Origin of the sequence: Klebsiella sp. RIT-PI-d, assembly GCF_001187865.1 — a bacterium.
Classification (GTDB): domain Bacteria; phylum Pseudomonadota; class Gammaproteobacteria; order Enterobacterales; family Enterobacteriaceae; genus Superficieibacter.
In genome coordinates, this window is sequence record NZ_LGIT01000004.1 from 433,765 (window position 1) to 458,816 (window position 25,052).

Genomic DNA, 25,052 nt, shown 5'->3' on the forward strand with positions numbered 1-25,052 from the left:
AAACCCTGCCGCCAGTAAAAGCATCGCCCGAATCAAAGGATTTGTAAAAAAGAGGTTCAGGATCTTCTCATTTACGTCGTTTACGTTTAAAACGAAAGCGTTTAACAGACAGCATGCTTTTGTTGTTTACCATTGACCATTATCACGGAGCGAAAAATGGCTACGCACTTTGCAAGAGGGACTCTTGGCGACGCTTATCGCCTTTCAACCCGCCTTTCTTCAGCCTGTCATCAGCAGGCACGGCGGCTGCCGGAACACCGTCAGTCACGTTATCTGGCTTCCCGGGCGCTGCTCGCTGAACTGCTGTTTATGTTATACGGAATCGGTGAACTGCCGGACATGGCTGTTTTGCCCGGCGGCAGACCGGCTTTTGTTGATCCCACACTCCCCCAATTTTCTATCGCGTATGCCGGAAATATTGCCGGTGTAGCGTTAACTACCGAAGGCGACTGTGGCCTTGCGCTCGCCCTTCAGCGTACGTTGCCAGGCACACACCCGGCGCATCTGCCTGAACGCTATCACTTCACCAGCAATGAAGCGCTGTGGATTAATAATCAAAACGATCCCTATGAAGCCCGAATCCAGCTGCTGGCGCTGCGCCGGAGCATAGTAAAACTGACGGGCAACATGGAGAGCGATACTCAGGGATTACAACTGCTGCCGGGTGCAGGACGATTGCGGACAGGTAATGCCGTGCACGTTGAAGCCATATGCGACGCTGAAGCTGTGCTGGTATGGTCAGTCGCAGCCACGCCGGCAATTGAACGCCTGAAAGTCTGGGAGCATAACGGTCAGGGGAGCTGGCGCTGCCTGCCGGACACCCAAGTGCGCGCCAATGAACCTTCCGGCCGCCTGATGCGGTTTACCAGTATAACGGCTGAAAAAATGGTTACACTTAACGAATACGATCAAAACTAATCTCCACCACACGAAGGAGCTATGATGTCTGATACGGTGAATGTTGTTACGTTATTAGGAAGCCTGCGTAAAGGATCGTTTAATGCGATGGTCGCGCGGACGCTGCCGAAAATCGCTCCGGCAGGTATGCAGGTCAGTGCGCTGCCGTCAATTGGTGATATTCCGCTGTACGATGCAGACGTACAGGAAGAAGAAGGCTTTCCGGCGACTGTAGAAGCGCTGGCTGAACAAATTCGCCAGGCAGACGGTGTGGTTATCGTGACGCCGGAATATAACTACTCTGTACCGGGCGGGCTAAAAAATGCCATCGACTGGCTGTCCCGCCTGCCCGATCAGCCACTGGCCGGAAAACCCGTGCTGATCCAGACCAGCTCAATGGGTGTCATTGGCGGTGCGCGCTGTCAGTATCATCTGCGTCAAATTCTGGTCTTTCTTGACGCGATGGTTATGAATAAGCCGGAGTTTATGGGCGGTGCAATCCAGAACAAGGTGGATGCGCAAACGGGTGAGGTTGTCGATCAGAGCACCCTGGATCACCTGACAGGTCAGCTGACCGCATTTGCCGATTTTATCGAGCGGGTTAAAGCCTGATAAGTATTCGCCTTCTCACCGAGTGAGAAGGCGAATTAGCGCTTAGTGTGCGTCGATAAATACAATTTTCAGCACAAACAGTAACGCCACAATAATGACGCACGGGCTGAGATCGCGCAGACGCCCCGTCCCTATCTTCATCACGCAATAAGAAATAAAGCCCAGCGCGATGCCTTCAGTAATCGAGAAACTAAACGGCATCATTACGGCGGTAATAAACGCCGGAACGGATTCCGTCAGGTCTTCCCATTTCACACGCGCCAGGCTTGAGGTCATCAGGACGCCAACGTAAATCAGCGCACCTGCCGCGGCATAAGAAGGAACCATGCCAGCCAGCGGTGAGAGGAAAATGACCAGCAGGAACAGGATGCCGACGACGACAGCGGTTAAACCGGTGCGACCGCCAACGGAAACGCCGGAAGAAGATTCGATATACGCGGTCACCGACGAGGTTCCGATGAACGCGCCTGCGACGGAAGAGATGCTGTCGACATACAGCGCCTGCTTCATGCGCGGGAATTTCCCTTTCTCGTCTGCCAGGCCGGCTTTATCGGTTACGCCAATCAGAGTACCGGAAGAGTCGAACAGGTTAACCAGCATGAAGGAGAAGATCACCCCGGCGAGGCCCAGGTTGAATGAACCGGCTAAATCAACGTGACCAATTACTGTGCTAACGCTTGGCGGGGCGGAAACAATCCCCTGATAGTGAACATCGCCCAGCATCCAGCCCAGCAGTGTGGTGACCACAATAGAGACCAGCACCGCAGCGTGAATGTTACGTGACGCCAGGATTGCAATGATAAAGAATCCCAGCACGCCCAGCAGCACGCTATGCGAGGTCAGATTGCCGATGCTTACCAGCGTTTCCGGATTTGCGACGATCACGCCTGCGTTTTTCAGGCCCATCATGCCGATAAACAGCCCAATACCGCTAGTGATGCCAACCCGCAGGCTTAGCGGAATATTGGCAATCATCCAGTAACGAACGCGGAAAATCGTCAGCAGCAGCAGACCTATCGCGCCCCAGAAGATCGCACCCATGCCTACTTGCCACGGCAGACCCATGGCCTGCACCACGACAAAGGCGAAAAAGGCATTAAGTCCCATCGCCGGAGCCAGTGCGACCGGCAGGTTGGCGAAGATCCCCATCAGAATACTGCCCAGCGCAGCGATTAAGCAGGTCGTCACGAAAACAGCGCTGGTGTCCATTCCGGCCACACCGAGGATCTGCGGGTTAACGAAAACGATATAAACCATCGTCAGAAAGGTGGTAAACCCGGCAATGACTTCAGTACGTGCCGTCGTGCCATGTGCCCGTAATTTAAACACGCGCTCAAGTATTCCCTGACCAGACGCCTGGGTATGGTGTTGTTGACTCATTATCTGTTTCCGAGAAAAGGAGGGAAAATCCGTCGCTATCCTATACCAAAATGAGACAATGGGAAGATTCAGAAGCGACTTTTTTCATTGATTTTGCTTATACGGCAACGATTGCGTAGCCTAAATTTCACCGGATAAACGTTAAACTTATTGAAAGGGAAACAGGTATGTCCCCCATTGAGGCAGTATTTTTTGATTGTGACGGTACGCTGGTCGACAGCGAAGTCATTTGCTCCCGTGCCTACGTGCATATGTTTCAGCAGTACGGAATTACGCTCGATCTGGAAACGATTTTTAAGCGTTTTAAAGGCGTTAAGCTTTATGAAATTATCGACACCATTAACGCGGAGTACGGTGTTAATCTGGCAAAGGCCGATCTAGAACCGGTATATCGCGCTGAAGTCGCCCGCCTGTTTGATTCAGAGCTGGTGGGTATTGATGGCGCAAACGCGCTGCTGGATAGCATTATCGTGCCAATGTGCGTGGTATCGAATGGTCCGGTCAGCAAGATGCAACACTCTCTGGGCCGTACCGGTATGCTGCATCATTTTCCGGAAAAATTGTTCAGCGGCTACGACATCCAGCGCTGGAAGCCCGATCCAGCGTTGATGTTTCACGCGGCAAAAGCAATGAATGTTAACGCCGAGCGTTCAGTGCTGGTGGACGATTCAGTGGCCGGTGCCCAGTCGGGGATCGCCGCCGGAATGGACGTATTTTATTTTTGCGCCGATCCGCATAACAAGCCGATCGATCATCCAAAAGTAACGACGTTTACCGATCTTGCCGAGCTACCGGCATTATGGAAAGCCCGCGGCTGGACGATCACGCGATAAAGGTTGAATGGCGGGGACGGGTTGGCAGAGTTATTTCATACTTCATTAGCGTTTCCGCTAACGCTTAAAAAAGCCTGACGGGTGATGCCAGTCGTTCAGGCTTTTATGGTAACCGGGTCTTATGCAGAGCGACTATTTTTCCAGTCAAACTCGCCGAAGCGAGTTTTTATAAATAAATCATTTCCTATTTTCACAACCGGGCAGCATTCTGTCGATGACCAGATCGCCTTCAACGCTATAACCCACCGCACCCACTATAACAGCATACATATTTTGTCTAATGACAGTATCACTTAAAGCAACAGCACAGCTGTCTTTCTCTATGGCTTTATCAGCAGCTTCTTCAACGTCCGGCAGACCCAACGGAAACAATATCACCGGAACATAGTCATCACCCCTAACACGACTTCCTTTAACAAACCGTGGCTTATTACTCAATTTATACGAGTCACTGGGGTCTGCATTGAGATTAATATTTTTGGTACTTGCCACCGTAAGATCGGCTATACGAAAACTACATCCAGAAATGAATATCGCCGCAATAATAAAAACTGAGCTTATTTTCATTTTGTTGCTCCATGCATTTAAAACCGTACGATAGCATTGGGGAAAATAAAACCTTCACTGAGGATACAGGTTTAGATAATTTTCGGATTTTATAAAGGTCAGCAGCGTGTTCTTCCTGCCCGGTGGCGCTGCGCTTACCGGGCCTGCATTTCGTCTGACGCAGCTGGTATTGTATCCGAAGGGCTATTTTTCCGTTGTCGATTCACGCTCAATATCCTGCGGCCAGCGAACCGTCTTAAACGGCGTCCAGCTCAGCGGCACCTCTGTTATCAGCGGCCTGTCAGAGACCGCTTTCCCCTGCATGTACTGGCAGCAGTGGCTCCACAGCCCGTAAATCATGCGGATATCGCCTACCGTCCAGTTAAGGATAAACCGGTCCACTACTTCATAGGTTCCCGGCTTACAGACCGCGCAGTACAGCTGATGACCGTAATTCCCGCGACCGGCCACAAACACCCGCTCGCCGTGAATATCGGCCCAGTCCAATACCTTGATGGTGACTGGCCAGCGTTTCCATGGCCATACATGTTGCTGATGCTCGTAGACGTAGACTTTCTGCCGCTTACGGTTGAAGCGTACGGGGGCACCGCGGGGGACAAATAAGACCATCCTGAAACACCAAAAACATAAGGTTAATACTGTGAAGCTGGCAAGCATAAACATTAATATGAGATCCACAGAAACATGATTAAAAATACCCGGCAACTGAAGAAATAACATGCTGTTAATGAAAAAAACTAACAGCATTATTGCGTAGAACCATAATCCACCCCAGCCGTGATTGACGTAGCGGGGGATTTCCATCCAGACATCATTAATCTCATTCACCCGAATCAGCCGGGGATAAACACGCTGCTCCTCTGTTATTTCGGGTAAGTCCTCATCCCAGTATTTAACCTGTGGAAACAGGCGGGAGGTTTTTAGCGCCATTGCATTACTGTCCTTGTTATATTAATTTCCGGTCCGCTTATTCAGGCGCAGTGGTCGATTCACGCTCAACATCCTGCGGCCAGCGAACCGTCTTAAACGGCGTCCAGCTCAGCGGCACCTCGGTTATCAGCGGCCTGTCAGAGACCGCTTTCCCCTGCATGTACTGGCAGCAGTGGCTCCACAGGCCGTAAATCATGCGGATATCACCTACCGTCCAGTTAAGGATAAACCGGTCCACCACTTCATAGGTTCCCGGCTTACAGACCGCGCAGTGCAGCTGATGACCGTAATTCCCGCGACCGGCCACAAACACCCGCTCGCCGTGAATATCGGCCCAGTCGAATACCTTGATGGTGACTGGCCAGCGCTTCCATGGCCACACATGTTGCTGATGCTCGTAAACATAGACTTTCTGCCGCTTACGGTTGAAGCGTACGGGAGCGCCGCGAGGGACGAATAAGGCCATTCGTAATAAATATGCAGTCATACTGGTAAATGCAAACATTGCAACCAGCAGAAATAATTTAAATCCTCGATCTGGCTCCGACCAAGAAATAATAAATGCAAAGCAACATAATAGTATAGACGGAATTGAAATCAATAAGAATAAGTAAAACCCACCCCAGCCGTGATTGACGTAGCGGGGGATTTCCATACAGACATCATTAATCTCATTCACCCGAATCAGCCGGGGATAAACACGCTGCTCCTCTTGCGGCTCGGGTAAGTTTTCATCCCAGTATTTAACCTGTGGGAATAAGCGGGAAGTTTTTAGCGCCATCGCATTACTGTCCTTGTTATATTAATTTCCGGTCCGCTTATTCAGGCGAAGTTGTCGATTCACGCTCAATATCCTGCGGCCAGCGAACCGTCTTAAACGGCGTCCAGCTCAGCGGCACCTCTGTTATCAGCGGCCTGTCAGAGACCGCTTTCCCCTGCATGTACTGGCAGCAGTGGCTCCACAGCCCGTAAATCATGCGGATATCGCCTACCGTCCAGTTAAGGATAAACCGGTCCACTACTTCATAGGTTCCCGGCTTACAGACCGCGCAGTACAGCTGATGACCGTAATTCCCGCGACCGGCCACAAATACCCGCTCACCGTGAATATCGGCCCAGTCCAATACCTTGATGGTGACTGGCCAGCGTTTCCATGGCCATACATGTTGCTGATGCTCGTAGACGTAGACTTTCTGCCGCTTACGGTTGAAGCGTACGGGAGCGCCGCGAGGGACGAATAAGACCATCCTGAAACACCAGACTACAAATGATAGTAAAAAGAAGTTGGAAAATATAAGCATTATTTTCATATCTATAGATGCCCTATCGAAAACACCCGGCAACTGAAGAAATAACATGCTGTTAATGAAAAAAACTAACAGCATTATTGCGTAGAACCATAACCCACCCCAGCCATGATTGACGTAGCGCGGAATTTCCATCCAGACATCATTAATCTCATTCACCCTAATCAGCCGGGGATAAACACGCTGCTCCTCTTGCGGTTCGGGTAAATCTTCATCCCAGTATTTAACCTGCGGAAACAGGCGGGAGGTTTTTAGCGCCATTGCATTACTGTCCTTGTTATATTAATTTCCGGTCCGCTTATTCAGGCGCAGTGGTCGATTCACGCTCAACATCCTGCGGCCAGCGAACCGTCTTAAACGGCGTCCAGCTCAGCGGCACCTCGGTTATCAGCGGCCTGTCAGAGACCGCTTTCCCCTGCATGTACTGGCAGCAGTGGCTCCACAGGCCGTAAATCATGCGGATATCACCTACCGTCCAGTTAAGGATAAACCGGTCCACCACTTCATAGGTTCCCGGCTTACAGACCGCGCAGTACAGCTGATGACCGTAATTCCCGCGACCGGCCACAAACACCCGCTCACCGTGAATATCGGCCCAGTCGAATACCTTGATGGTGACTGGCCAGCGCTTCCACGGCCATACATGTTGCTGATGTTCGTAGACGTAGACTTTCTGCCGCTTGCGGTTGAAACGCACAGGGGCACCGCGAGGGACAAATAACACCATCCTGAAACACCAGACTACAAATGATAGTAAAAAGAAGTTGGAAAATATAAGCATTATTTTCATATCTATAGATGCCCTATCGAAAACACCCGGCAACTGAAGAAATAACATGCTGTTAATGAAAAAAACTAACAGCATTATTGCGTAGAACCATAACCCACCCCAGCCATGATTGACGTAGCGGGGGATTTCCATCCAGATATCGTTAATTTCATTCACCCGAATCAGCCGGGGATAAACACGCTGTTCCTCTGTTATTTCGGGTAGGTCTTCATCCCAGTATTTAACCTGCGGAAACAGGCGGGAGGTTTTTAGCGCCATTGCATTACTTTCCTTGTTATATTAATTTCCGGTCCGCTTATTCAGGCGAAGTTGTCGATTCACGATCAACATCCTGCGGCCAGCGAACCGTCTTAAACGGCGTCCAGCTCAGCGGCACCTCTGTTATCAGCGGCCTGTCAGAGACCGCTTTCCCCTGCATGTACTGGCAGCAGTGGCTCCACAGCCCGTAAATCATGCGGATATCGCCTACCGTCCAGTTCAGGATAAACCGGTCCACCACTTCATAGGTTCCCGGCTTACAGACCGCGCAGTACAGCTGATGACCATAATTCCCGCGACCGGCCACAAACACCCGCTCGCCGTGAATATCGGCCCAGTCGAATACCTTGATGGTGACTGGCCAGCGCTTCCATGGCCACACATGTTGCTGATGCTCGTAGACGTAGACTTTCTGCCGCTTGCGGTTGAAACGTACGGGGGCACCGCGAGGGACGAATAAGGCCGTTCTTAATAAATATGCAGTTATAGTTAAAAAATTAAAAATAATTACAATTAATAATAACTTAAAGCTTCCATCTGGCTCAGGCCATGAAATAACAAATATAAAACTAAATAAAAAAACAAGAGGGATTGGGATCAACAAAAAAAAATAAAATCCACCCCAGCCGTGATTGACGTAGCGGGGGATTTCCATCCAGATATCGTTAATCTCATTCACCCGAATCAGCCGGGGATAAACACGCTGCTCCTCTGTTATTTCGGGTAGGTCTTCATCCCAGTATTTAACCTGTGGAAATAAGCGGGAGCTTTTTAGTGCCATTGCATTACTGTCCTTGTTATATTGATTTCCGGTCCGCTTATTCAGGCGCAGTGGTCGATTCACGCTCAACATCCTGCGGCCAGCGAACCGTCTTAAACGGCGTCCAGCTCAGCGGCACATCTGTTATCAGCGGCCTGTCAGAGACCGCTTTCCCCTGCATGTACTGGCAGCAGTGGCTCCACAGCCCGTAAATCATGCGGATATCGCCTACCGTCCAGTTCAGGATAAACCGGTCCACCACTTCATAGGTTCCCGGCTTACAGACCGCGCAGTGCAGCTGATGACCGTAATTCCCGCGACCGGCCACAAACACCCGCTCGCCGTGAATATCGGCCCAGTCGAATACCTTGATGGTGACTGGCCAGCGTTTCCACGGCCATACATATTGCTGATACTCGTAGACGTAGACTTTCTGCCGCTTACGGTTGAAGCGCACGGGAGCGCCGCGAGGGACAAATAACACCATTTTGATTAGAAATAAAATAAAAGAAACAATAAAAAAAGCCAATGTGTAAAATAATAAATCTAATCTATCAATATTATTAAATAATGAATCACTGACAATAAATAATGGAAACAATGCTAAAATCAAAAAAAACCATAATCCACCCCAGCCATGATTGACGTAGCGGGGGATTTCCATCCAGACATCATTAATCTCATTCACCCGAATCAGCCGGGGATAAACACGTTGCTCCTCTTGCGGTTCGGGTAAGTCTTCATCCCAGTGTTTAACCTGTGGGAATAAGCGGGAAGTTTTTAGCGCCATTGTATTATTTCCATTTTGGCCATCCGTGTAGTCCTGTTGCGGAAATTCCACCTTCCCACCAGCCACGAGTCGTCCTGATGGTTAAGGCCAGCTTATTATGAGTATCTGATTTATCTGGCCAATAGTTGGTAACAAGCGTAACAACAGGATTGGAACTCTGTTTAACCCAGACGGTAATCCGGATAATCAGACTTCCATTTTCGAGACTCTGCTGATAAGAATCTGAATAGCGCTCTGAATAAGTTATCGATGCGCGATCCTTTACTGCCGTTAGATTATGTGACTTTGAAAATAGCACATTATTATCACCACCTTCCAGAAACAGTTCCCAGGCTGAAATGGTATCATCATAACCCGGCAAGCATATTTTTATGTCTATCCGATTATAATCCACGGTTTGAATTGCAGCGGTACCGGTAATATCAACTTCGGCGATCATACCACTAGTAATGGCATAATAAGCTTCAAGTGCGCTATTTAGATCTTTTTCGCTATTTTCATGCCATACAAAATCGCTGTCATGAGGTATACCGAAGCAGCAGCTTCGTAACCAGACTTCAAAGGGCGTACTTCGCTTGTGGCTAGCCTCCCAGGCAAGGATCATACCTTGCAAAATCAATACGGCTCCCCATCCTGCGGGGCCAAGTAGAAAAGTATCACTTAATAAAGTAAATATACCTGAAAATGCTCCAGCTCCACCAATGATGCCCCCCGTAATAGTTAGTGTACCAGCAACAAAATAATCTATGTATGTTGCCTTATCACCATCTTTCAAGGCTTCTAACCCATTAACCACCATCCTCACCCCATCCACCACCGATGCCGCTCCCGCCAGCACGCCGCCGAACTTCACCAGCGGGTGAACAAAGTCCGGTCCCCAGACTATCCAGTTCTTTTTAATGGTTAGCATATGCGCAAAACCCGCGGTTTCAGCGACTGCACCGGTCACCATCAGACGATTGATAGCGTAATCGGCTACCGCGTCGGGCGTGTTATTTACCGCATCCTGCACGCTTTTGGCTTTCGCTTGCCAGTCGGCCATCTGTAGCGCCAGCATGCCCATTGCCAGTACTACGCCAAAACCATTGCCGCTGATATAGCGCCGCATTCGTTCATTAAAGGCATCAATTTGAGGTCGACTCATCATAATATTAACGTGAGGTGGGTTCTGTAATGAAATGCCAGAAATATGCATATTGTGGACGTGATCAAGCAGTTGCGGATGACTAAGCGGAAGATCGGTTTGACCGATATCCTCTAAAACCCGCTTGATATCCTCAAGGGTTCCGAGAATACTTTTTTGTACAACGATCTCCTGGGCGAGAAGATTTTTTTGCTGAATACCGATAATCCAGTCGGTTGCTGAGGTGCTACCATTTTTTATCAAGCCACCAAAGGCCGTTTCGTTTTTTGCCATGGCTGGCGAGAACCATTTTGCTGCTTTAATCTCTTTCTGAAGCTGTCCAATAGTGGTTTTATATTCGAACACCACGACGGATTCCCCGGTGGCTGTCAGCAGTGCGGCCTGCATCATCCGTTGAAAACCCTGGTACGCGGCTTCATCCAGTTTGTTGTTCAGGCGAGCAACCGATCCACTCAGGGCGGCCATACGGCTGGTCCAGCTCTGTTTTATCGCTATGCCTTTTAAATAGTTGCCATATTCATCCGAGAGCACGGCAGTCTTAAGATTGCTATAGACATTGCCGCCACTAAAAATAATGTCGATTAAGGATGACTGCATCCCGGCAAATCCGATATAAGCGGGAGAGCCGGGATTTTTTATCCACTCAGACCAGACATCGTCGGTTTCGGTATCCATTCCTCCGCCCTGAATACAGGCGGAAACGGTGAGAAATTGTCTTACCCAGCTTCGTACTGAGATATCCGGCGCATAGTCATGTCCGATTGCCATTAACCAGCTTTTAGCCCGATACCATGCCGCCAGGTCTTTACCGATGGCTTTATTTCTGTCTTCCCAGGTTTCCATTCTGCTGGCGTAGTCGGTAATAAATGCTGCGCGCACAGGTTCGTTATAACTTTTTCTCAGGCGGTTAAATTGTTCAGCAAATGTCTCTTCGGCCGCCTGCTCAGCAGTAATGACTTTGCCGCCCCAGACCGTTGGCTGATTTTCAGGAAACTTATATTTTGCCTGACTACTGCGATCGATCGCTTTTTGCGTAGAATCAAGATATTGACCAATTGCTTGTGAAATTAAATATTTATGCAATATTTCTGGCCTGGAGGTATACGCCTGACAGGCGTCCGCCACCTGTATCCGGGCATTATTTAACTCCTCGACGATACCCACCTCGTCGGGGAGGATCAGTGCCGCTATCGGACACTTAAACTGCGATTGCAGTTGCGCGATACGGATTGCCAGCGCTTCTGCGCCCTCATGTCGTGGATAAAATCCGTGGGCGCTTGCTGAAATATTACTTTCGGGATTTTCAAACCACGGATAGAACGTTGCCGCAAACTCAGCCACATTTGCTTTTAAGACTGATAATGACGGATCCAGCACCCGCGCCTGTGGAATTGAGGCGGGATTTTGCTTCAGGGTGTTAAGATCTATTTGCGTAAAGCGCGTCGACAGCTCCGGACTACTCTGGTACTTATCCAGAACGTCGCTGCTCCACGGATCGCGACTAAATGCCAGCCAGGCCTGAGAATATGCCGTGTCGATATTGATAAAACTGGCGGCAATTTCATGACCTCTTTTTACACAGACCGGCGCTAACGGGGTGACTGTATCGCCTTCCGGCATAATAGAGGGCGTAATCTGCCGCAAATAGCCTTCGGTGGTGACCTCATAGGCCTGCCAGTATTTTTTATCGAGTAAAACATATAAATAGCCCATCCGCAGGGTGCGCAGTGCATATTTAAACAGTCCACCCGTTAATTCAACGTTTGGATCGGGTACCGCCGGCACCCAGTTTCTGCCCGCCATTTTCTGTGGTACAACCGCAACCCGTAATGGAAAAACAGGCAGGCCTTTACGCTCACAGACTTTACATCCAGAGGGAATTTGCGCCATCTGCAGAGTAACGCCCGCGTTCTGATTAATCTGTTCTTTAAGCCCCATAGTGGATGCTCCCTTGCTGACAACTGAATTTTGTTGCTCTCTGGCTTTCCAGTTCCAGCCAGACCGTATCGGGTACTGTCTGTATTAGCGGCAGGATACGCTGAGACGGATTGGCGATAGCCTGTTGCACTAGCGCGGCAATAACCGGGTGCTGTTCGATATCGATGCCCTGCGTGAGTCGGGTCAGCGCCAGAAACTGGCGATCGTCACGGTCGGGCAAGCCGGTTTTCTCGCTGTATTTGAAAGCATCATAGAGTTTGCTGACGGCATCATGAGGTAGTTGGTGACTTATCTGATGCCACGAAAAGAGTAATTTCCACAGGAAGTGAAGGTATTGCTGGGCATTTTGCATCGCCCAGCTCATTTGCCACTTTTCTTGCGTCGGTGCCCCGGTTTGATCAAGGACTTCACCGGTTACCGACATGTACCACCAGTGACTTACCGGCCATAAATACCCGGCAAACGCTGATTGACTGCTCATCGCCTGCAACAATTCAAAACGTAACGGCTCAAAAAAAGGCAGGCACTCCGTTTCATTTAGCCGATCGCATTGCGCTGCCAGCGTAGTTGCCAGTTGCGCAGGCTGTTCAGTGCTGCTGAGCCACCCACAAAGGTAGCGTTTACTGAAAAATATCTCTGAACGCGCATATTCTTCTGTCTGCTCAAGCCAGGGATAATGACAGCATTCGCCAGGCGAGGCCAGGAGGACCAGAAATGGACAGTGCCCGGGGGTATAAGCCAGATCGCGACGCAAGACGGGATAAATAGCGCGATCGCCCAAAGTTTTGCGCAAATTTGACAGGTGTAGCGGATTTGCAATTGATACCGCTTTTAGAGGATCGAGTAATAAATAGCGATACTCATTAACAGGTTGATTCAGCCTGTCTTTTATATTTGATCTTTCTGTATACGTCATTGTCTATCCTTATTTACGGGCTGTTTACCGAACATCTTTATCAGCCACGCTACCGCCTCAGGTTTTATCTACTCCTGGAACCACGACGAGCATATTAACGTGGTTTTTTTGACGCATGCTTAGTGTGGTATTTTCTTATTCATTGATTAAGTAAATTAATAAAAAACTACCGCTTAATGCTATACATTGTGAAATGGAAAACATAAAAAGATATGATCGTTATCATTTAAGCTAAAAGAATGCTGGGAATAAAACGACAGTTTGCTATTTACAATGAAGAGGAATTAATGATTTTATAACAAGATATTTAGCTGAATTTATAAGACTGGCTAACACATTGGCCAAAATAATATATTAAAGCAGAGTAAACCTGTTAGCAGGCCCGATAAGCGCAGCGCTTATCGGGCACTCATTGAGCGGACTTATTTAAATAGCTTCTGCACAAATTCAGCATATGCCGGACGCCAGACGTCCATTTCATGCCCAAGATGGGGGTATATTTTATAGTCGTTGTGAATACCCTGTTTGTCCAGGAGCACTTTCAGTTGGTTGATATCCTTTCCCGTCACCTCATCGTTCGCGCCAATCACCAGGGTGAAATTACGCAGTTGCTGATTAACAGACTGTGGATCGGCCAGGCGCTGTGCAACGGTTTTATCAGGCACGGTAACGGTGGTCACGCCGCTGAATAGGCCCAGCCAGCCAAAACTTTCCGGATTTTTTAGCGCCGAAAGCTCGGCCTGGTAACCGCCCTGCGACAGCCCGGCAATCGCCCGTCCAGCGATGTCCCTACGCACGTTGTAGCGCTGGTCGATAAGCGGAATGATATCGTGCATTAACTCACGATCGCCAAGCGTGGCATTAGGCAGATAGAATTGCGGCCGGATCTCACTGTAGCGGTAGTTTTCTGGCGTTGTGCCGGATGTGTCGGTTTCAGTTTCCGGCACAACCACCAGCATCGGTTTAATTTTCCCCTCGGCCAGCAGGTTGTCCATTATCTGCGGAATACGCCCCTGGTCGATGGCTGAAAGCGTGGTATCGCCAAAGCCGTGATAGTAATACAGCACCGGCAGCGGATCTTTACTGGCCTGATAGCCCGGCGGCGTCCAGACGTAAACCTGACGCTCGGCGTTAAGCTCGTGTGAGTGATAGGTGAGTAAATGCAGTTCACCGTGCGGTACGTTGCGCGTGTCGAGCAGGCTTCCCGGTACCAGAATCAGACTGGTATTGACCTGGCGCTGCGGTTTGGTGCGGGCGCTACCGGGATCGATCGTTCGCAGGCCGTCAACATCATAAAAATATTCATACAGATTACCGGCAAGTACCGGACTGCGCCATGTCCAGACGCCATTTTGATCTTTCTGCATGGGATGCGTTACATGGCTTTCATCCGTTGCACCGGTCACTACGCTGACCTTTCTGGCATTCGGCGCCCAGAGTCTGAATGTGACGCTGCGGTCTTGATGAACCTGAGTAATAAATTGACTAACGGGGACGGCTTCACCGGGTTGTGACAATACTGGAGTAGCCTGAGCCTGGCTGATTAGGGCGGTCAGCGCCAAAGTAAGAGGAAGTATTTTCATGAGCATGTCCTTGCACAATAATTATCCGAAAAAGAGTAACAGCAGTCACTATGACCTTTTGTGATGAACAACGAAAACCGGGCTTTTCATCCGTAAAGCGGTGTTTTAACGTAGGTGTTAATACTGTGTGATAAAAGGAAACGCGATGTCTACCGCTAATAAGCTCCTGCCAACGTTCAAGTACCACCCACAGCCGCTGGAAACGGGCGCATTCAAACAGGATCAGACCGTAACCTGCGACTGCTGCGAACAGCCGACGCCGGTCTATTACACCAATCCCTTTTATAGCGTTGATGATATTGATCATCTGTGCCCATGGTGTATTGCTGACGGTAAGGCCGCGGAAAAATACGCGGGCAGTTTTCAGGACGATGCCAGTATCGAAGGAGTAGAAGCCCAATATGATGAGAAGGGCGACTACGAAGGGGCGCAGCTTTCCTGTTCTGAAGATGCACTGAGAGAAGTAACGGAGCGCACGCCGGGTTATTGCGGCTGGCAGCAGGAGCACTGGCTGGCACACTGTGGTGATTTATGCGCCTTTATTGGTTACGTTGGCTGGAATGAAATTAAGGACCGGCTGGATGCGTTTGCGCACCTGGCAGAGGATTGCGAGGCGTTTGGCCTGCCTTATGAGGATTTGCCCAAATATCTGTATAACGAAGGTGATTGTCAGGGCTACCTGTTTCGCTGTCTGAAATGTGACAAATTACGCCTGTGGGCCGATTTTTCATGATCGGGTGTCAAATCAAGGAGTAAACATTTATGCCGGATTTACTGTCACGCTATCAGGGCTGCTTACTGGGATTAGCCAGCGGCGATGCCGTCGGAACCACGGTTGAATTCCGGGCCAAAGATTCGTTCACGCCGCTCACCACCATGCAGGGCGGCGGCCCTTTTGCACTACAGCGCGGCCAGTGGACGGACGATACGTCGATGGCGCTGTGCCTCGCGCAAAGTCTGATTACCTGCCGGGGATTTGATGCAGGCGATCAGATGAACCGCTATCTGAACTGGTGGCGCTGGGGCTATTTCAGCTCAACAGGTGAATGCTTTGATATTGGTACCACCGTCGCCCGGGCGCTGGGAAAGTTTGCGCTGGATGGCGAGCCTTACGCAGGCTCCAGCGCGCCGAATACCGCGGGTAACGGCTCGCTGATGCGCCTCGCACCGGCCGTTCTGTACGCCTTTCCCGATCGCCAGCAGGCTCTGGCGTATGCTGAAGATTCTTCCCGCACCACGCACGCCGCACCGGAGGCTATCGCCAGTTGCCGCCTGTTCGCGCAGTATTTGCTGAATGCGCTGAGCGGAAAAGATAAAGCAGCGACGCTTGCTGACCTTGACGCGCTGCCCGCACAGGAAAATCTGCGCCAGATTGCCCTCGGAGGCTATCAGCAAAAACCTCGTTCGGCGATCCACGGTACCGGCTATTGCGTACAAAGCCTTGAGGCGGCGCTGTGGTGTTTTTATCACGGGGAGAGTTTTGAAGAGACGATCCTGCTGGCGGCAAATCTGGGCGACGATGCCGACACCACGGCTGCGATAGTAGGTCAGCTTGCCGGCGCATTCTACGGGGTAGACGCAATACCCCAGACGTGGCGGGACTGGCTGTGGCAGTACGAGGATATTGACGCCCTGGCTCGTCAGCTGCTGGAGAGGCCTCTGGCATAAAAGATATCGCCGGGAGCAGCCCTGCTTCCCGGCGATATTCAGGCATTACTCTTTCGGATCGCGACCGGCCAGCAGCTTATCCAGTTCATCTCCGCCGATGTGACGGAAATCCTGTCCTTTGACAAAATAGAAAATAAACTCACAAATGTTCTGACAGCGGTCGCCGATACGCTCGATAGAGCGTGCGCAGAACAGGGCGGTGAGCACGCTGGGAATAGTGCGCGGATCTTCCATCATGTAAGTCATCAGCTGACGCACGATGCCTTCATATTCCTGATCCACTTTTTTATCTTCCCGATAAATGCGTACCGCTTCATCAAGATCCATACGCGCAAAGGCGTCCAGCACGTCATGCAGCATCTGCACCGTGTGCCGTCCCAGCGACTCAAGGCTCACCAGTAGCGGCTGGTGCTGCTGAGAGAACTTCTCCAGCGCGGTGCGGCAGATTTTGTCCGCGACATCACCAATACGTTCCAGTTCGGCGATGGTTTTGATGATAGCCATTACCAGCCGCAGATCGCTTGCCGTCGGCTGGCGCCTGGCAATAATACGTACGCAGGCTTCATCGATGGCGACTTCCATCATGTTGACCTGCTTGTCGCCTTCGATCACGCGCTTCGCCAGTTCGCTATCCTGATTATGCATCGCGGTGATCGCATCAGATAACTGCTGCTCTACCAGGCCGCCCATCGTCATGACTTCGGTGCGAATATGCTCCAGTTCAGCATTAAACTGACCGGAAATGTGTTTATTAAGATTTAAGTTTTCCATGACGCACTCCTGAATCAACCGTAGCGGCCGGTGATATAATCTTCAGTCTGTTTTTTCGCGGGCTTGGTAAACAGATCGTCGGTGTGACTAAACTCGATCAACTCGCCAAGATACATAAATGCCGTATGATCGGAGCAACGCGCCGCCTGCTGCATGTTGTGGGTCACAATCACTACGGTGTAGTCCTGTTTTAGTTCTGTGATCAACTCTTCTATGCGCCCGGTAGAAATCGGGTCCAGCGCCGAGCACGGCTCATCCAGCAGCAGAACCTCAGGACGAATAGCAATGCCGCGCGCAATGCACAAACGCTGCTGCTGGCCGCCTGAAAGAGAGTAGCCGCTCTGATGCAGCTTATCTTTGGTTTCGTTCCACAACGCCGCCTTGGTTAAGGCCCACTGCACCCGCTCGTCCATGTCGGGACGGGAGAGTTTTTCAAACAGGCGAACGCCAAACGCAATGTTGTCATAGATAGACATCGGAAACGGTGTCGGTTTCTGAAAAACCATGCCGACTTTAGCGCGTAGCAGGGCAATATCCTGCGCATGGTTGAGAATATTTTCGCCATCCAGCAGGATCTCACCTTCTGCACGCTGTTCCGGATACAGCTCATACATTTTATTGAACGTGCGCAGCAGCGTAGACTTACCGCAGCCTGACGGCCCGATGAATGCCGTGACCTGATTTTTAGCAATATCCAGATTGATGTTTTTCAGGGCATGGAATTTGCCGTAGTAGAAGTTCAGATCGCGAACCTTAATTTTACCCGGTGCCGTGTTAACCATACTCATCTCACTCTTTTCCTCATCCAGCGCCGCCGCAGGCCGCGCCGTAAAATTGTGCCGGATAAGACGCCATCCGGCAGGATGTCTTAACCGTGTTTCTGCTTCGCGAAAACCACGCGCGCCAGAATATTCAGTAGCAATACGCACAGGGTAATGATCAACACGCCTGCCCAGGCTAACTGTTGCCACTCCGCAAACGGGCTCATCGCAAACTTAAAGATAGTGACCGGCAGGTTGGCGATAGGCTGCATCATATCGGTGCTCCAGAACTGGTTGGAGAGGGCGGTAAACAGCAGCGGAGCAGTCTCACCCGCGATGCGCGCAATCGCCAGCAGCACGCCGGTCATAATGCCGGATACGGAAGCTTTAAGGGTAATGGCGGAAATCATCTTCCACTTTGGCGTTCCCAGGGCATAGGCCGCTTCACGCAGGCTATCCGGCACCAGTTTAAGCATGTTTTCCGTGGTCCGGATGACGATTGGCACCTGCAACAGCGCCAGCGCAATGACGCCTGCCCAGCCGGAGAAGTGCTGCATTTGCGCCACGACCACGGTGTAAACGAACAGGCCAACGACAATAGACGGCGCGGAAAGCAGAATGTCGTTAATAAAGCGGATGACTTCGGCCAGCCATGATTTACGTCCGTACTCCGCCAGATAAATCCCCGCCATAATCCCCAGCGGCGTGCCAATGGCGGTGGCCCAGAAGATTAACAAACCCCTGCCGGCCAGCGCACTCGCCCGACCCCCCCCCGCCGTATTGGGCGGCGGCGTCATTTCAGTAAACAGCGCCAGTGACATTCCGTCGATACCACGCGTAATGGTGGACATCAGGATCCAGATAAGCCAGAACAGCCCGAATGCCATGGTGGCCATTGAGAGCGTCAGCGCAATACGGTTTTTCAGGCGGCGCCTGGCCTGCATTTTGCGCCGCGATTCTGCCAGCTGCGCCGTGTTTTGCATGTCGAGCGTAGTCATTAGCGCGCCCCTTCATTTTTGGCCAGACGCAGCACCATGAATTTAGAGATAGCCAGCACGATAAAGGTAATTACAAACAGGATCAGCCCCAGCTCCATCAGCGCAGCAACGTGCAGGCCGGATTCCGCTTCGGCAAATTCATTAGCCAGCGCAGAGGTAATGCTGTTACCCGGCATGTACAGCGAGATGCTGTCGAGCTGGTAGGTATTACCGATGATAAAGGTGACCGCCATGGTTTCACCCAACGCGCGCCCGAGGCCGAGCATCACGCCGCCAATAACACCATTTTTGGTGAACGGCAGCACGATGCGCCAGATAACTTCCCAGGTGGTACAGCCGATGCCGTAGGCCGACTCTTTCATCATCACCGGGGTTTGTTCAAACACATCGCGCATCACCGCCGCAATGTAGGGAATAATCATAATGGCGAGGATCACGCCTGCGGCCAGGATACCAATACCAAAGGCCGGGCCAGAGAACAGCGCACCAACGAACGGGATATTGGACAGAATATTGCCGACCGGCTCCTGAAAATAGGTGGCAAACAGCGGAGCGAAAATAAACAGCCCCCACATGCCGTAGACAATGCTGGGGATCGCCGCCAGCAGTTCGATCGCAATCCCGAGCGGGCGCTTAAGCCAGGCCGGAGCCAGCTCAGTCAGGAATAGTGCAATGCCGAAGCTGACAGGCACGGCAATCAGCAGGGCAATAATAGAGGTCGCCAGGGTGCCGTAAATCGGTACCAGCGCACCGTAGATATCATTCGGAGCATCCCACTCTTTGGTCCACAGGAATGAGAAACCAAACTTCTCAATACTGGGCCAGGACGAAATGATCAGGGAGACGATAATACCGCCCAGCATCAATAGCACGATCAGCGCAGCCAGTTTTACCAGCGCGCTGAATATCATGTCACCCTTTTTACCCGGTGGGTTAAATACACTCCTGGTTGCAGCCATAAATTACTCTTTAGTTAACGACGCCTTACGAATATGCCCGGTAGCATGACGCTTGCCGGGCCTACAGTGTGTAGCTGTAAGGCGGGTAAGCACTTTGCCGCCCGCCATGTTCGTCAGTCTGGCTTATTAGTACAGCGCTTTACCGCTGCTGTCTTTCACGTTGGTTTTCCATGCAGCGCGAACCTGCTCAACTACGTTATCCGGCAGGCTGGCGTAATCCAGATCGTTTGCCTGTTTAGCACCGTCTTTATATGCCCAGTCGAAGAACTTCAGCACTTCAACACCCTGCTCAGGTTTTTTCTGCTCTTTATGGATCAGAATGAACGTGGTGGAGGTAATCGGCCACGCTTCGTCACCTTTCTGATTCGTCAGGTCCTGCGCAAAAGATTTGCTCCAGTCCACACCTTTTGCTGCATTAGCAAAGCTGTCTTCCGTCGGGCTGACCGGCTTGCCATCCGCAGAAATCAATTTGGTGTAAGCCAGATTATTTTGCTTCGCATAGGCGTATTCGACATAGCCAATGGACCCTGGCAGACGCTGGACAAACGCGGCGATACCGTCGTTGCCTTTACCGCCCAGACCGGTTGGCCAGTTTACCGTCGAGCCTGCGCCAATTTTAGATTTCCACTCTTCGTTCACTTTCGCCAGATAGCTGGTGAACACGAAAGAAGTACCAGAACCGTCGGCACGGCGAACGACTGCGATATTCTGCGAAGGCAGTTTCAGACCCGGGTTCAGTTTGGTGATAGCCGCATCATCCCACTTCTTAATTTTACCGAGATAAATGTCGCCCAGCGTCTTACCGTCCAGAACCAGCTCACCTGATTTCAGGCCGGGAATGTTAACGGCCAGAACGACGCCGCCGATAACGGTCGGAAACTGAAACAGACCTTCCTGCTGGAGCTTTTCGTCAGACAGCGGCGCATCTGATGCCCCGAAGTCGACCGTGTTAGCGATGATCTGTTTTACGCCGCCGGAGGAACCAATACCCTGATAGTTAATCTTATTGCCGGTAGATTTGTTGTAGGTGTCGGCCCATTTGGCATACACCGGCGCAGGAAAAGTTGCACCTGCACCTGTCAGGCTTGCTGCCGCGTTAACAGCGAAAGCGCTCATGGATAAGGTTGCGGTGACAACCGTTGCGACAGTGGTACGCATAACGTTCATAATGTCTCCTGCTGGGATTCGTAAATCATTGTTAAGTGGCTACGAGGAGCAAAGTAGGACAATCTGGTGACAGTTATATGTAATGTTCATGACAGTTTAATGACAATGAGGCTTGTTTTTTTAACCTCATGAAAAACAACTGTATTTATTTAAGACCGATTGGGTTTATCGCCTTTTTTATCCGGAGGACTGCGGTTTAAAAAACGGAATATGACAAAATTTTTATTGTTTCAGGCATAAAAAAGGCGACATCCCAGGGGCAGTCGCCTTATAAAAAGAAATTATTCGTTATTCAACGGTAACGGATTTCGCCAGATTACGCGGCTGATCGACATCCGTACCTTTTATCAGGGCAACATGATAAGCCAGTAACTGAAGAGGAACGGTATAGAAAATAGGGGCAATGACCTCTTCCACATGCGGCATTTCAATAATATGCATGTTATCGCTGCTGGTGAAACCGGCATCCTGGTCGGCAAAAACATAAAGCTGACCGCCACGAGCACGAACTTCTTCGATGTTCGACTTCAGTTTTTCCAGAAGATCGTTGTTGGGTGCAACAACAATAACCGGCATATCGGCATCAATCAGCGCCAGCGGTCCGTGTTTCAGCTCGCCAGCGGCGTAAGCTTCTGCATGAATATAGGAGATCTCTTTCAGCTTCAGCGCGCCTTCCAGCGCGATGGGATACTGATCGCCACGGCCGAGGAACAACGCGTGATGTTTGTCAGAGAAATCTTCCGCCAGCGCTTCAATACGCTTATCCTGCGATAACATCTGCTCAATGCGGCTTGGCAATGCCTGAAGCCCGTGAACGATATCGTGTTCAACAGACGCATCCAGCCCTTTCAGCCGGGACAGTCGGGCCACCAGCATCAGCAGGACGGTCAACTGCGTGGTAAACGCTTTGGTCGAAGCAACGCCAATCTCAGTGCCTGCATTCGTCATCATTGCCAGATCGGATTCACGCACCAGCGACGAGCCGGGAACGTTACAGATGGCAAGAGAGCCAAGATAACCGAGTTCTTTGGACAGGCGCAGACCTGCCAGAGTATCTGCGGTTTCTCCTGACTGAGACAGGGTAATCATCAGGCTATTACGACGCACAGCAGATTTGCGGTAGCGGAATTCCGACGCAATTTCGACGTCGCATGGAATACCGGCCAGTGATTCAAACCAGTAGCGGGAAACCATTCCCGAGTTGTAAGACGTACCGCAGGCGATAATCTGGATATGTTCAACTTGCGCCAGCAAATCGTTAGCGTTCGGACCCAGTTCACTTAAATCGACCTCGCCATGATTAATACGCCCGGTCAGGGTGTTTTTAATCGCGTTCGGCTGCTCATAGATTTCTTTCTGCATGTAGTGACGATAGATGCCTCTATCGCCAGCATCATATTGCAGGTTAGACTCGATATCCTGACGTTTTACTTCTGCGCCAGTTTTATCAAATATGGAAACCGTACGGCGGGTCACTTCTGCAATATCACCTTCTTCAAGGAAGATAAAGCGACGAGTAACCGGCAGCAGGGCCAGCTGGTCAGAAGCAATAAAGTTTTCACCCATGCCGAGACCGATGACCAGCGGACTGCCTGAACGTGCCGCCAGCAGCGTGTCCGGCTTGCGGGTATCCATGATAACCGTGCCGTAAGCACCGCGAAGCTGCGGTATCGTACGCAGAACAGCCTCACGCAGGCTCCCGCCTTGCTCCAGCTCCCAGTGAACTAAGTGAGCAATCACTTCGGTGTCAGTTTCAGAGACGAAGGTATAACCACGTGATTTAAGCATGTCACGTAACGGTTCATGGTTTTCAATGATCCCGTTATGTACCACCACAATGTGTTCAGAGACATGCGGGTGAGCATTTACTTCTGAAGGTTCGCCGTGGGTTGCCCAGCGAGTATGGGCAATCCCCGTACCGCCATGCAGCGGCTGTTCTTCCGCCGCCTGAGAAAGCATATTAACTTTACCAAGGCGACGCAGACGGGTCATATTCCCTTCTTTGTCGACCACAGCCAGACCCGCAGAGTCATAGCCACGGTATTCCAGACGACGTAAACCTTCGAGAAGGATTTCCGCTACATCACGCTGCGCGATAGCGCCAACAATTCCACACATAGTTTTCGATTCCGATTTTGGCATTACGCCATGTGTTGTCGGTCAACCTGTATGTCCGTTTACCGGACGCCCCGAGCCTTGTAGAGAGTGGGGTTATTTTTATGGGTGCTGCCTTTGGGCGGGAAATATATCTTTATCTCCTCGCCCTGTGTCTACCTGAGTTCGGCTATGCCTTATCAGGCTGACAAAATGTGGAGTCTGCCACGTCTTACTTCTTTTTCACCGGACGTCGCCAGCCCTTTTTATTCGTCTGGGGCACACGGCTTAATACCAGTTCGTTATCGGCAACATCGCGAGTGACGGTGGTGCCTGCGGCAATAGTTACGCCATCACCGACGCTTACCGGGGCGACCAGTTGCGTATCCGATCCCACAAAGACATCGTTGCCGATAACTGTTTTATGCTTATTCGCACCATCATAGTTACAGGTAATAGTACCCGCGCCAATATTAACGTTATCACCAATTTCCGCATCGCCGAGGTAGCTCAGATGACCCGCTTTAGATCCTCTACCCAGACGGGCTTTTTTCATCTCAACGAAATTGCCAACGTGCGCGCCTTCCAGCAGTTCAGCGCCGGGACGTAGACGAGCAAAGGGGCCGATAGTGCAGGCCTGCTCAAGATGCGCCTCTTCTAACACGCTGTAAGGGCTTATCTCACAGTCATCGCCAATCGTACTGTTTTTAATGACGCAACCGGTGCCGATTTTTACGCGGTGCCCCAGCGTGACGTTCCCTTCAAAGATAACGTTAGTATCTATTTCAATATCACGCCCGTGTTGCAGCGTACCGCGCAGATCAAAACGCGCAGGATCGCGGAGCATAACGCCCGCCAGCAGTAGTTTTTCTGCCTGCTCTGCCTGATAAACGCGCTCCAGACGCGAAAGCTGGAGACGGTTGTTAACGCCGTCAACTTCACTCAGGCGCTGCGGATGTACGGTAGCAATCTCATGCCCTTCCTGCCAGGCAAGGGCGATGATATCGGTGATGTAATATTCGCCCTGAACATTATTATTGGTAAGTTTAGACAGCCAGCGTTTCATATCCGCGCCATTAGCGATAAGAATACCGGTGTTAATCTCTGCGATCTGGCGCTGTTCTTCGGTTGCATCTTTATGTTCAACGATGCCAGTCACTTTCCCGTTTTCCCGGGTAATACGACCATAGCCGCTCGGATCGTCAAGCTTAACGGTCAGTAAACCAATGCCGCCCTGCGGCTTTGCCTCACGCAACCGTTGCAGCGTTTCCACTGAAATCAGCGGCACATCACCGTAGAGCATCAGAATATCTTCATCGTCGGCAAAAAACGGTGCGGCCTGCTGCATCGCGTGACCGGTGCCCAGTTGCTCTGCCTGGAGAACCCAATTCAGATTATCGTTACGCAACGTTTGTTTAAGCAAGGCACCACCGTGACCATAGACAAGGTGAACCTTCGTCGCACCTAAATGATTAGCAGCATCAATGACATGCTGTACCATGGGCTTACCGCCCAGGGTATGCAGCACTTTAGGGAGATCGGAATACATGCGCGTGCCTTTGCCTGCCGCAAGGATCACTACGCTCATCGCACTGTTCAACATACGCATCCTGACTATAATTTACGCTCAAATTTATCCTGTTTTACTTTGAATATTCTACATTTTTTTCATCAAAAATGTATGTTAGCCAAAATGTCGGCTTCAGGGACACCTGGGGTGTGTGATGAGACATTTTTAGCTAACGAATTCGTTTTTGTCGTATAAAAAGTCAGAATTTTGATGATGAAAATTCTAGCGTGATGTTTTTTCTATTTTTTTTCACTAAAAATAAAGACTCAATAACCATGCGCGCGCAAGCTTTTGTTTCAGCGATGGCTTGTTACTCCATTTCTGGTAGCAGAGTTATTACCGTCAGAAAAGAAGGTCAG

General features: G+C 50.6%; 23 protein-coding genes. 5 read left to right on the forward strand and 18 right to left on the reverse strand.

The annotated features are described in order from the left end of the window. Window positions 1–156: 156 nt before the first annotated feature. Entirely contained in the window at window positions 157–918 is a 762-nt protein-coding gene (locus AC791_RS05210; RefSeq protein ID WP_049839418.1) for a 4'-phosphopantetheinyl transferase family protein, read from the forward strand. Window positions 919–942: 24 nt separating this feature from the next. Next, a complete protein-coding gene (locus tag AC791_RS05215; RefSeq protein ID WP_049839419.1) occupies window positions 943–1,509 on the forward strand; it encodes an NADPH-dependent FMN reductase in 567 nt (188 codons plus the stop codon). A 42-nt stretch (window positions 1,510–1,551) separates the two neighbouring features. On the opposite strand, the gene adeP is transcribed toward AC791_RS05215, so the two are convergent. Further along, on the reverse strand, window positions 1,552–2,889 hold the full coding sequence (adeP, locus tag AC791_RS05220; RefSeq protein WP_148677760.1) for an adenine permease AdeP: 1,338 nt from the start codon (window positions 2,887–2,889) through the stop codon (window positions 1,552–1,554). Window positions 2,890–3,056: 167 nt separating this feature from the next. On the opposite strand from adeP, the gene yieH reads away from it, so the two are divergent. Then, window positions 3,057–3,722, forward strand: coding sequence for a 6-phosphogluconate phosphatase (gene yieH, locus AC791_RS05225; protein WP_049839421.1), 666 nt, complete (start codon window positions 3,057–3,059; stop codon window positions 3,720–3,722). Window positions 3,723–3,899: 177 nt separating this feature from the next. Here the strand turns inward: yieH and AC791_RS05230 are convergent, their stop codons facing one another. From AC791_RS05230 to AC791_RS05275, 10 genes are all read right to left on the reverse strand, one after another. Continuing rightward, a complete protein-coding gene (locus AC791_RS05230) occupies window positions 3,900–4,289 on the reverse strand; it encodes a hypothetical protein (RefSeq protein WP_049839422.1) in 390 nt (129 codons plus the stop codon). A gap of 183 nt (window positions 4,290–4,472) precedes the next feature. Continuing rightward, window positions 4,473–5,219, reverse strand: a complete 747-nt coding sequence (locus AC791_RS05235; protein ID WP_049839423.1) for a DUF6708 domain-containing protein — start codon at window positions 5,217–5,219, stop codon at window positions 4,473–4,475. Window positions 5,220–5,256: 37 nt separating this feature from the next. After that, the gene (locus tag AC791_RS20900; protein WP_049839424.1) at window positions 5,257–6,000 is read right to left on the reverse strand and encodes a DUF6708 domain-containing protein; all 744 of its coding nucleotides are present in this window, start codon (window positions 5,998–6,000) and stop codon (window positions 5,257–5,259) included. Window positions 6,001–6,037: 37 nt separating this feature from the next. Continuing rightward, window positions 6,038–6,787 (reverse strand): DUF6708 domain-containing protein, encoded by a 750-nt coding sequence (locus tag AC791_RS05245; protein ID WP_049839425.1) that lies wholly within the window; start codon window positions 6,785–6,787, stop codon window positions 6,038–6,040. Between the two features lie 37 nt (window positions 6,788–6,824). Next, the gene (locus AC791_RS05250; RefSeq protein ID WP_049839426.1) at window positions 6,825–7,574 is read right to left on the reverse strand and encodes a DUF6708 domain-containing protein; all 750 of its coding nucleotides are present in this window, start codon (window positions 7,572–7,574) and stop codon (window positions 6,825–6,827) included. A 37-nt stretch (window positions 7,575–7,611) separates the two neighbouring features. Beyond that, window positions 7,612–8,427 (reverse strand): DUF6708 domain-containing protein, encoded by an 816-nt coding sequence (locus tag AC791_RS20905; RefSeq protein WP_322842780.1) that lies wholly within the window; start codon window positions 8,425–8,427, stop codon window positions 7,612–7,614. Beyond that, on the reverse strand, window positions 8,393–9,124 hold the full coding sequence (locus tag AC791_RS05260; RefSeq protein WP_049839427.1) for a DUF6708 domain-containing protein: 732 nt from the start codon (window positions 9,122–9,124) through the stop codon (window positions 8,393–8,395). The genes AC791_RS20905 and AC791_RS05260 overlap by 35 nt, the downstream gene beginning before the upstream one ends. 4 nt (window positions 9,125–9,128) lie before the next feature. Then, entirely contained in the window at window positions 9,129–12,206 is a 3,078-nt protein-coding gene (locus AC791_RS05265) for a T6SS effector BTH_I2691 family protein (protein ID WP_049839428.1), read from the reverse strand. After that, window positions 12,196–13,122, reverse strand: coding sequence for a hypothetical protein (locus AC791_RS05270; protein ID WP_049839429.1), 927 nt, complete (start codon window positions 13,120–13,122; stop codon window positions 12,196–12,198). Before AC791_RS05270 ends, AC791_RS05265 begins: the two co-directional genes overlap by 11 nt. A gap of 422 nt (window positions 13,123–13,544) precedes the next feature. Continuing rightward, the gene (locus tag AC791_RS05275; RefSeq protein WP_049839430.1) at window positions 13,545–14,711 is read right to left on the reverse strand and encodes an esterase; all 1,167 of its coding nucleotides are present in this window, start codon (window positions 14,709–14,711) and stop codon (window positions 13,545–13,547) included. Window positions 14,712–14,850: 139 nt separating this feature from the next. Between AC791_RS05275 and cbrC the strand changes: the two genes are divergently transcribed. After that, entirely contained in the window at window positions 14,851–15,438 is a 588-nt protein-coding gene (gene cbrC / locus AC791_RS05280; RefSeq protein ID WP_049839431.1) for a PF03691 family colicin E2 tolerance protein CbrC, read from the forward strand. Window positions 15,439–15,467: 29 nt separating this feature from the next. Next, window positions 15,468–16,373: an ADP-ribosylglycohydrolase family protein gene (locus AC791_RS05285; protein WP_049839432.1), complete on the forward strand. Its 906-nt coding sequence runs from the start codon at window positions 15,468–15,470 to the stop codon at window positions 16,371–16,373. Between the two features lie 45 nt (window positions 16,374–16,418). On the opposite strand, the gene phoU is transcribed toward AC791_RS05285, so the two are convergent. From phoU to glmU, 7 genes are all read right to left on the reverse strand, one after another. Further along, a complete protein-coding gene (gene phoU, locus AC791_RS05290; RefSeq protein WP_049839433.1) occupies window positions 16,419–17,144 on the reverse strand; it encodes a phosphate signaling complex protein PhoU in 726 nt (241 codons plus the stop codon). 14 nt (window positions 17,145–17,158) lie between these two features. Then, window positions 17,159–17,932, reverse strand: coding sequence for a phosphate ABC transporter ATP-binding protein PstB (pstB, locus tag AC791_RS05295; RefSeq protein ID WP_049839434.1), 774 nt, complete (start codon window positions 17,930–17,932; stop codon window positions 17,159–17,161). An 80-nt stretch (window positions 17,933–18,012) separates the two neighbouring features. Beyond that, window positions 18,013–18,903, reverse strand: coding sequence for a phosphate ABC transporter permease PstA (gene pstA, locus AC791_RS05300; RefSeq protein WP_049839435.1), 891 nt, complete (start codon window positions 18,901–18,903; stop codon window positions 18,013–18,015). Then, the gene (gene pstC, locus AC791_RS05305; protein WP_049839436.1) at window positions 18,903–19,862 is read right to left on the reverse strand and encodes a phosphate ABC transporter permease PstC; all 960 of its coding nucleotides are present in this window, start codon (window positions 19,860–19,862) and stop codon (window positions 18,903–18,905) included. Before pstC ends, pstA begins: the two co-directional genes overlap by 1 nt. A 126-nt stretch (window positions 19,863–19,988) precedes the next feature. Then, a complete protein-coding gene (pstS, locus tag AC791_RS05310) occupies window positions 19,989–21,029 on the reverse strand; it encodes a phosphate ABC transporter substrate-binding protein PstS (RefSeq protein WP_049839437.1) in 1,041 nt (346 codons plus the stop codon). 288 nt (window positions 21,030–21,317) lie between these two features. Further along, window positions 21,318–23,147 carry a glutamine--fructose-6-phosphate transaminase (isomerizing) gene (gene glmS / locus AC791_RS05315; RefSeq protein WP_049839438.1) on the reverse strand — a complete coding sequence of 610 codons (1,830 nt, stop codon included), beginning with the start codon at window positions 23,145–23,147 and terminating at the stop codon, window positions 21,318–21,320. Between the two features lie 208 nt (window positions 23,148–23,355). Then, entirely contained in the window at window positions 23,356–24,726 is a 1,371-nt protein-coding gene (gene glmU, locus AC791_RS05320; protein WP_049839439.1) for a bifunctional UDP-N-acetylglucosamine diphosphorylase/glucosamine-1-phosphate N-acetyltransferase GlmU, read from the reverse strand. Between the last annotated feature and the right edge of the window lie 326 nt (window positions 24,727–25,052).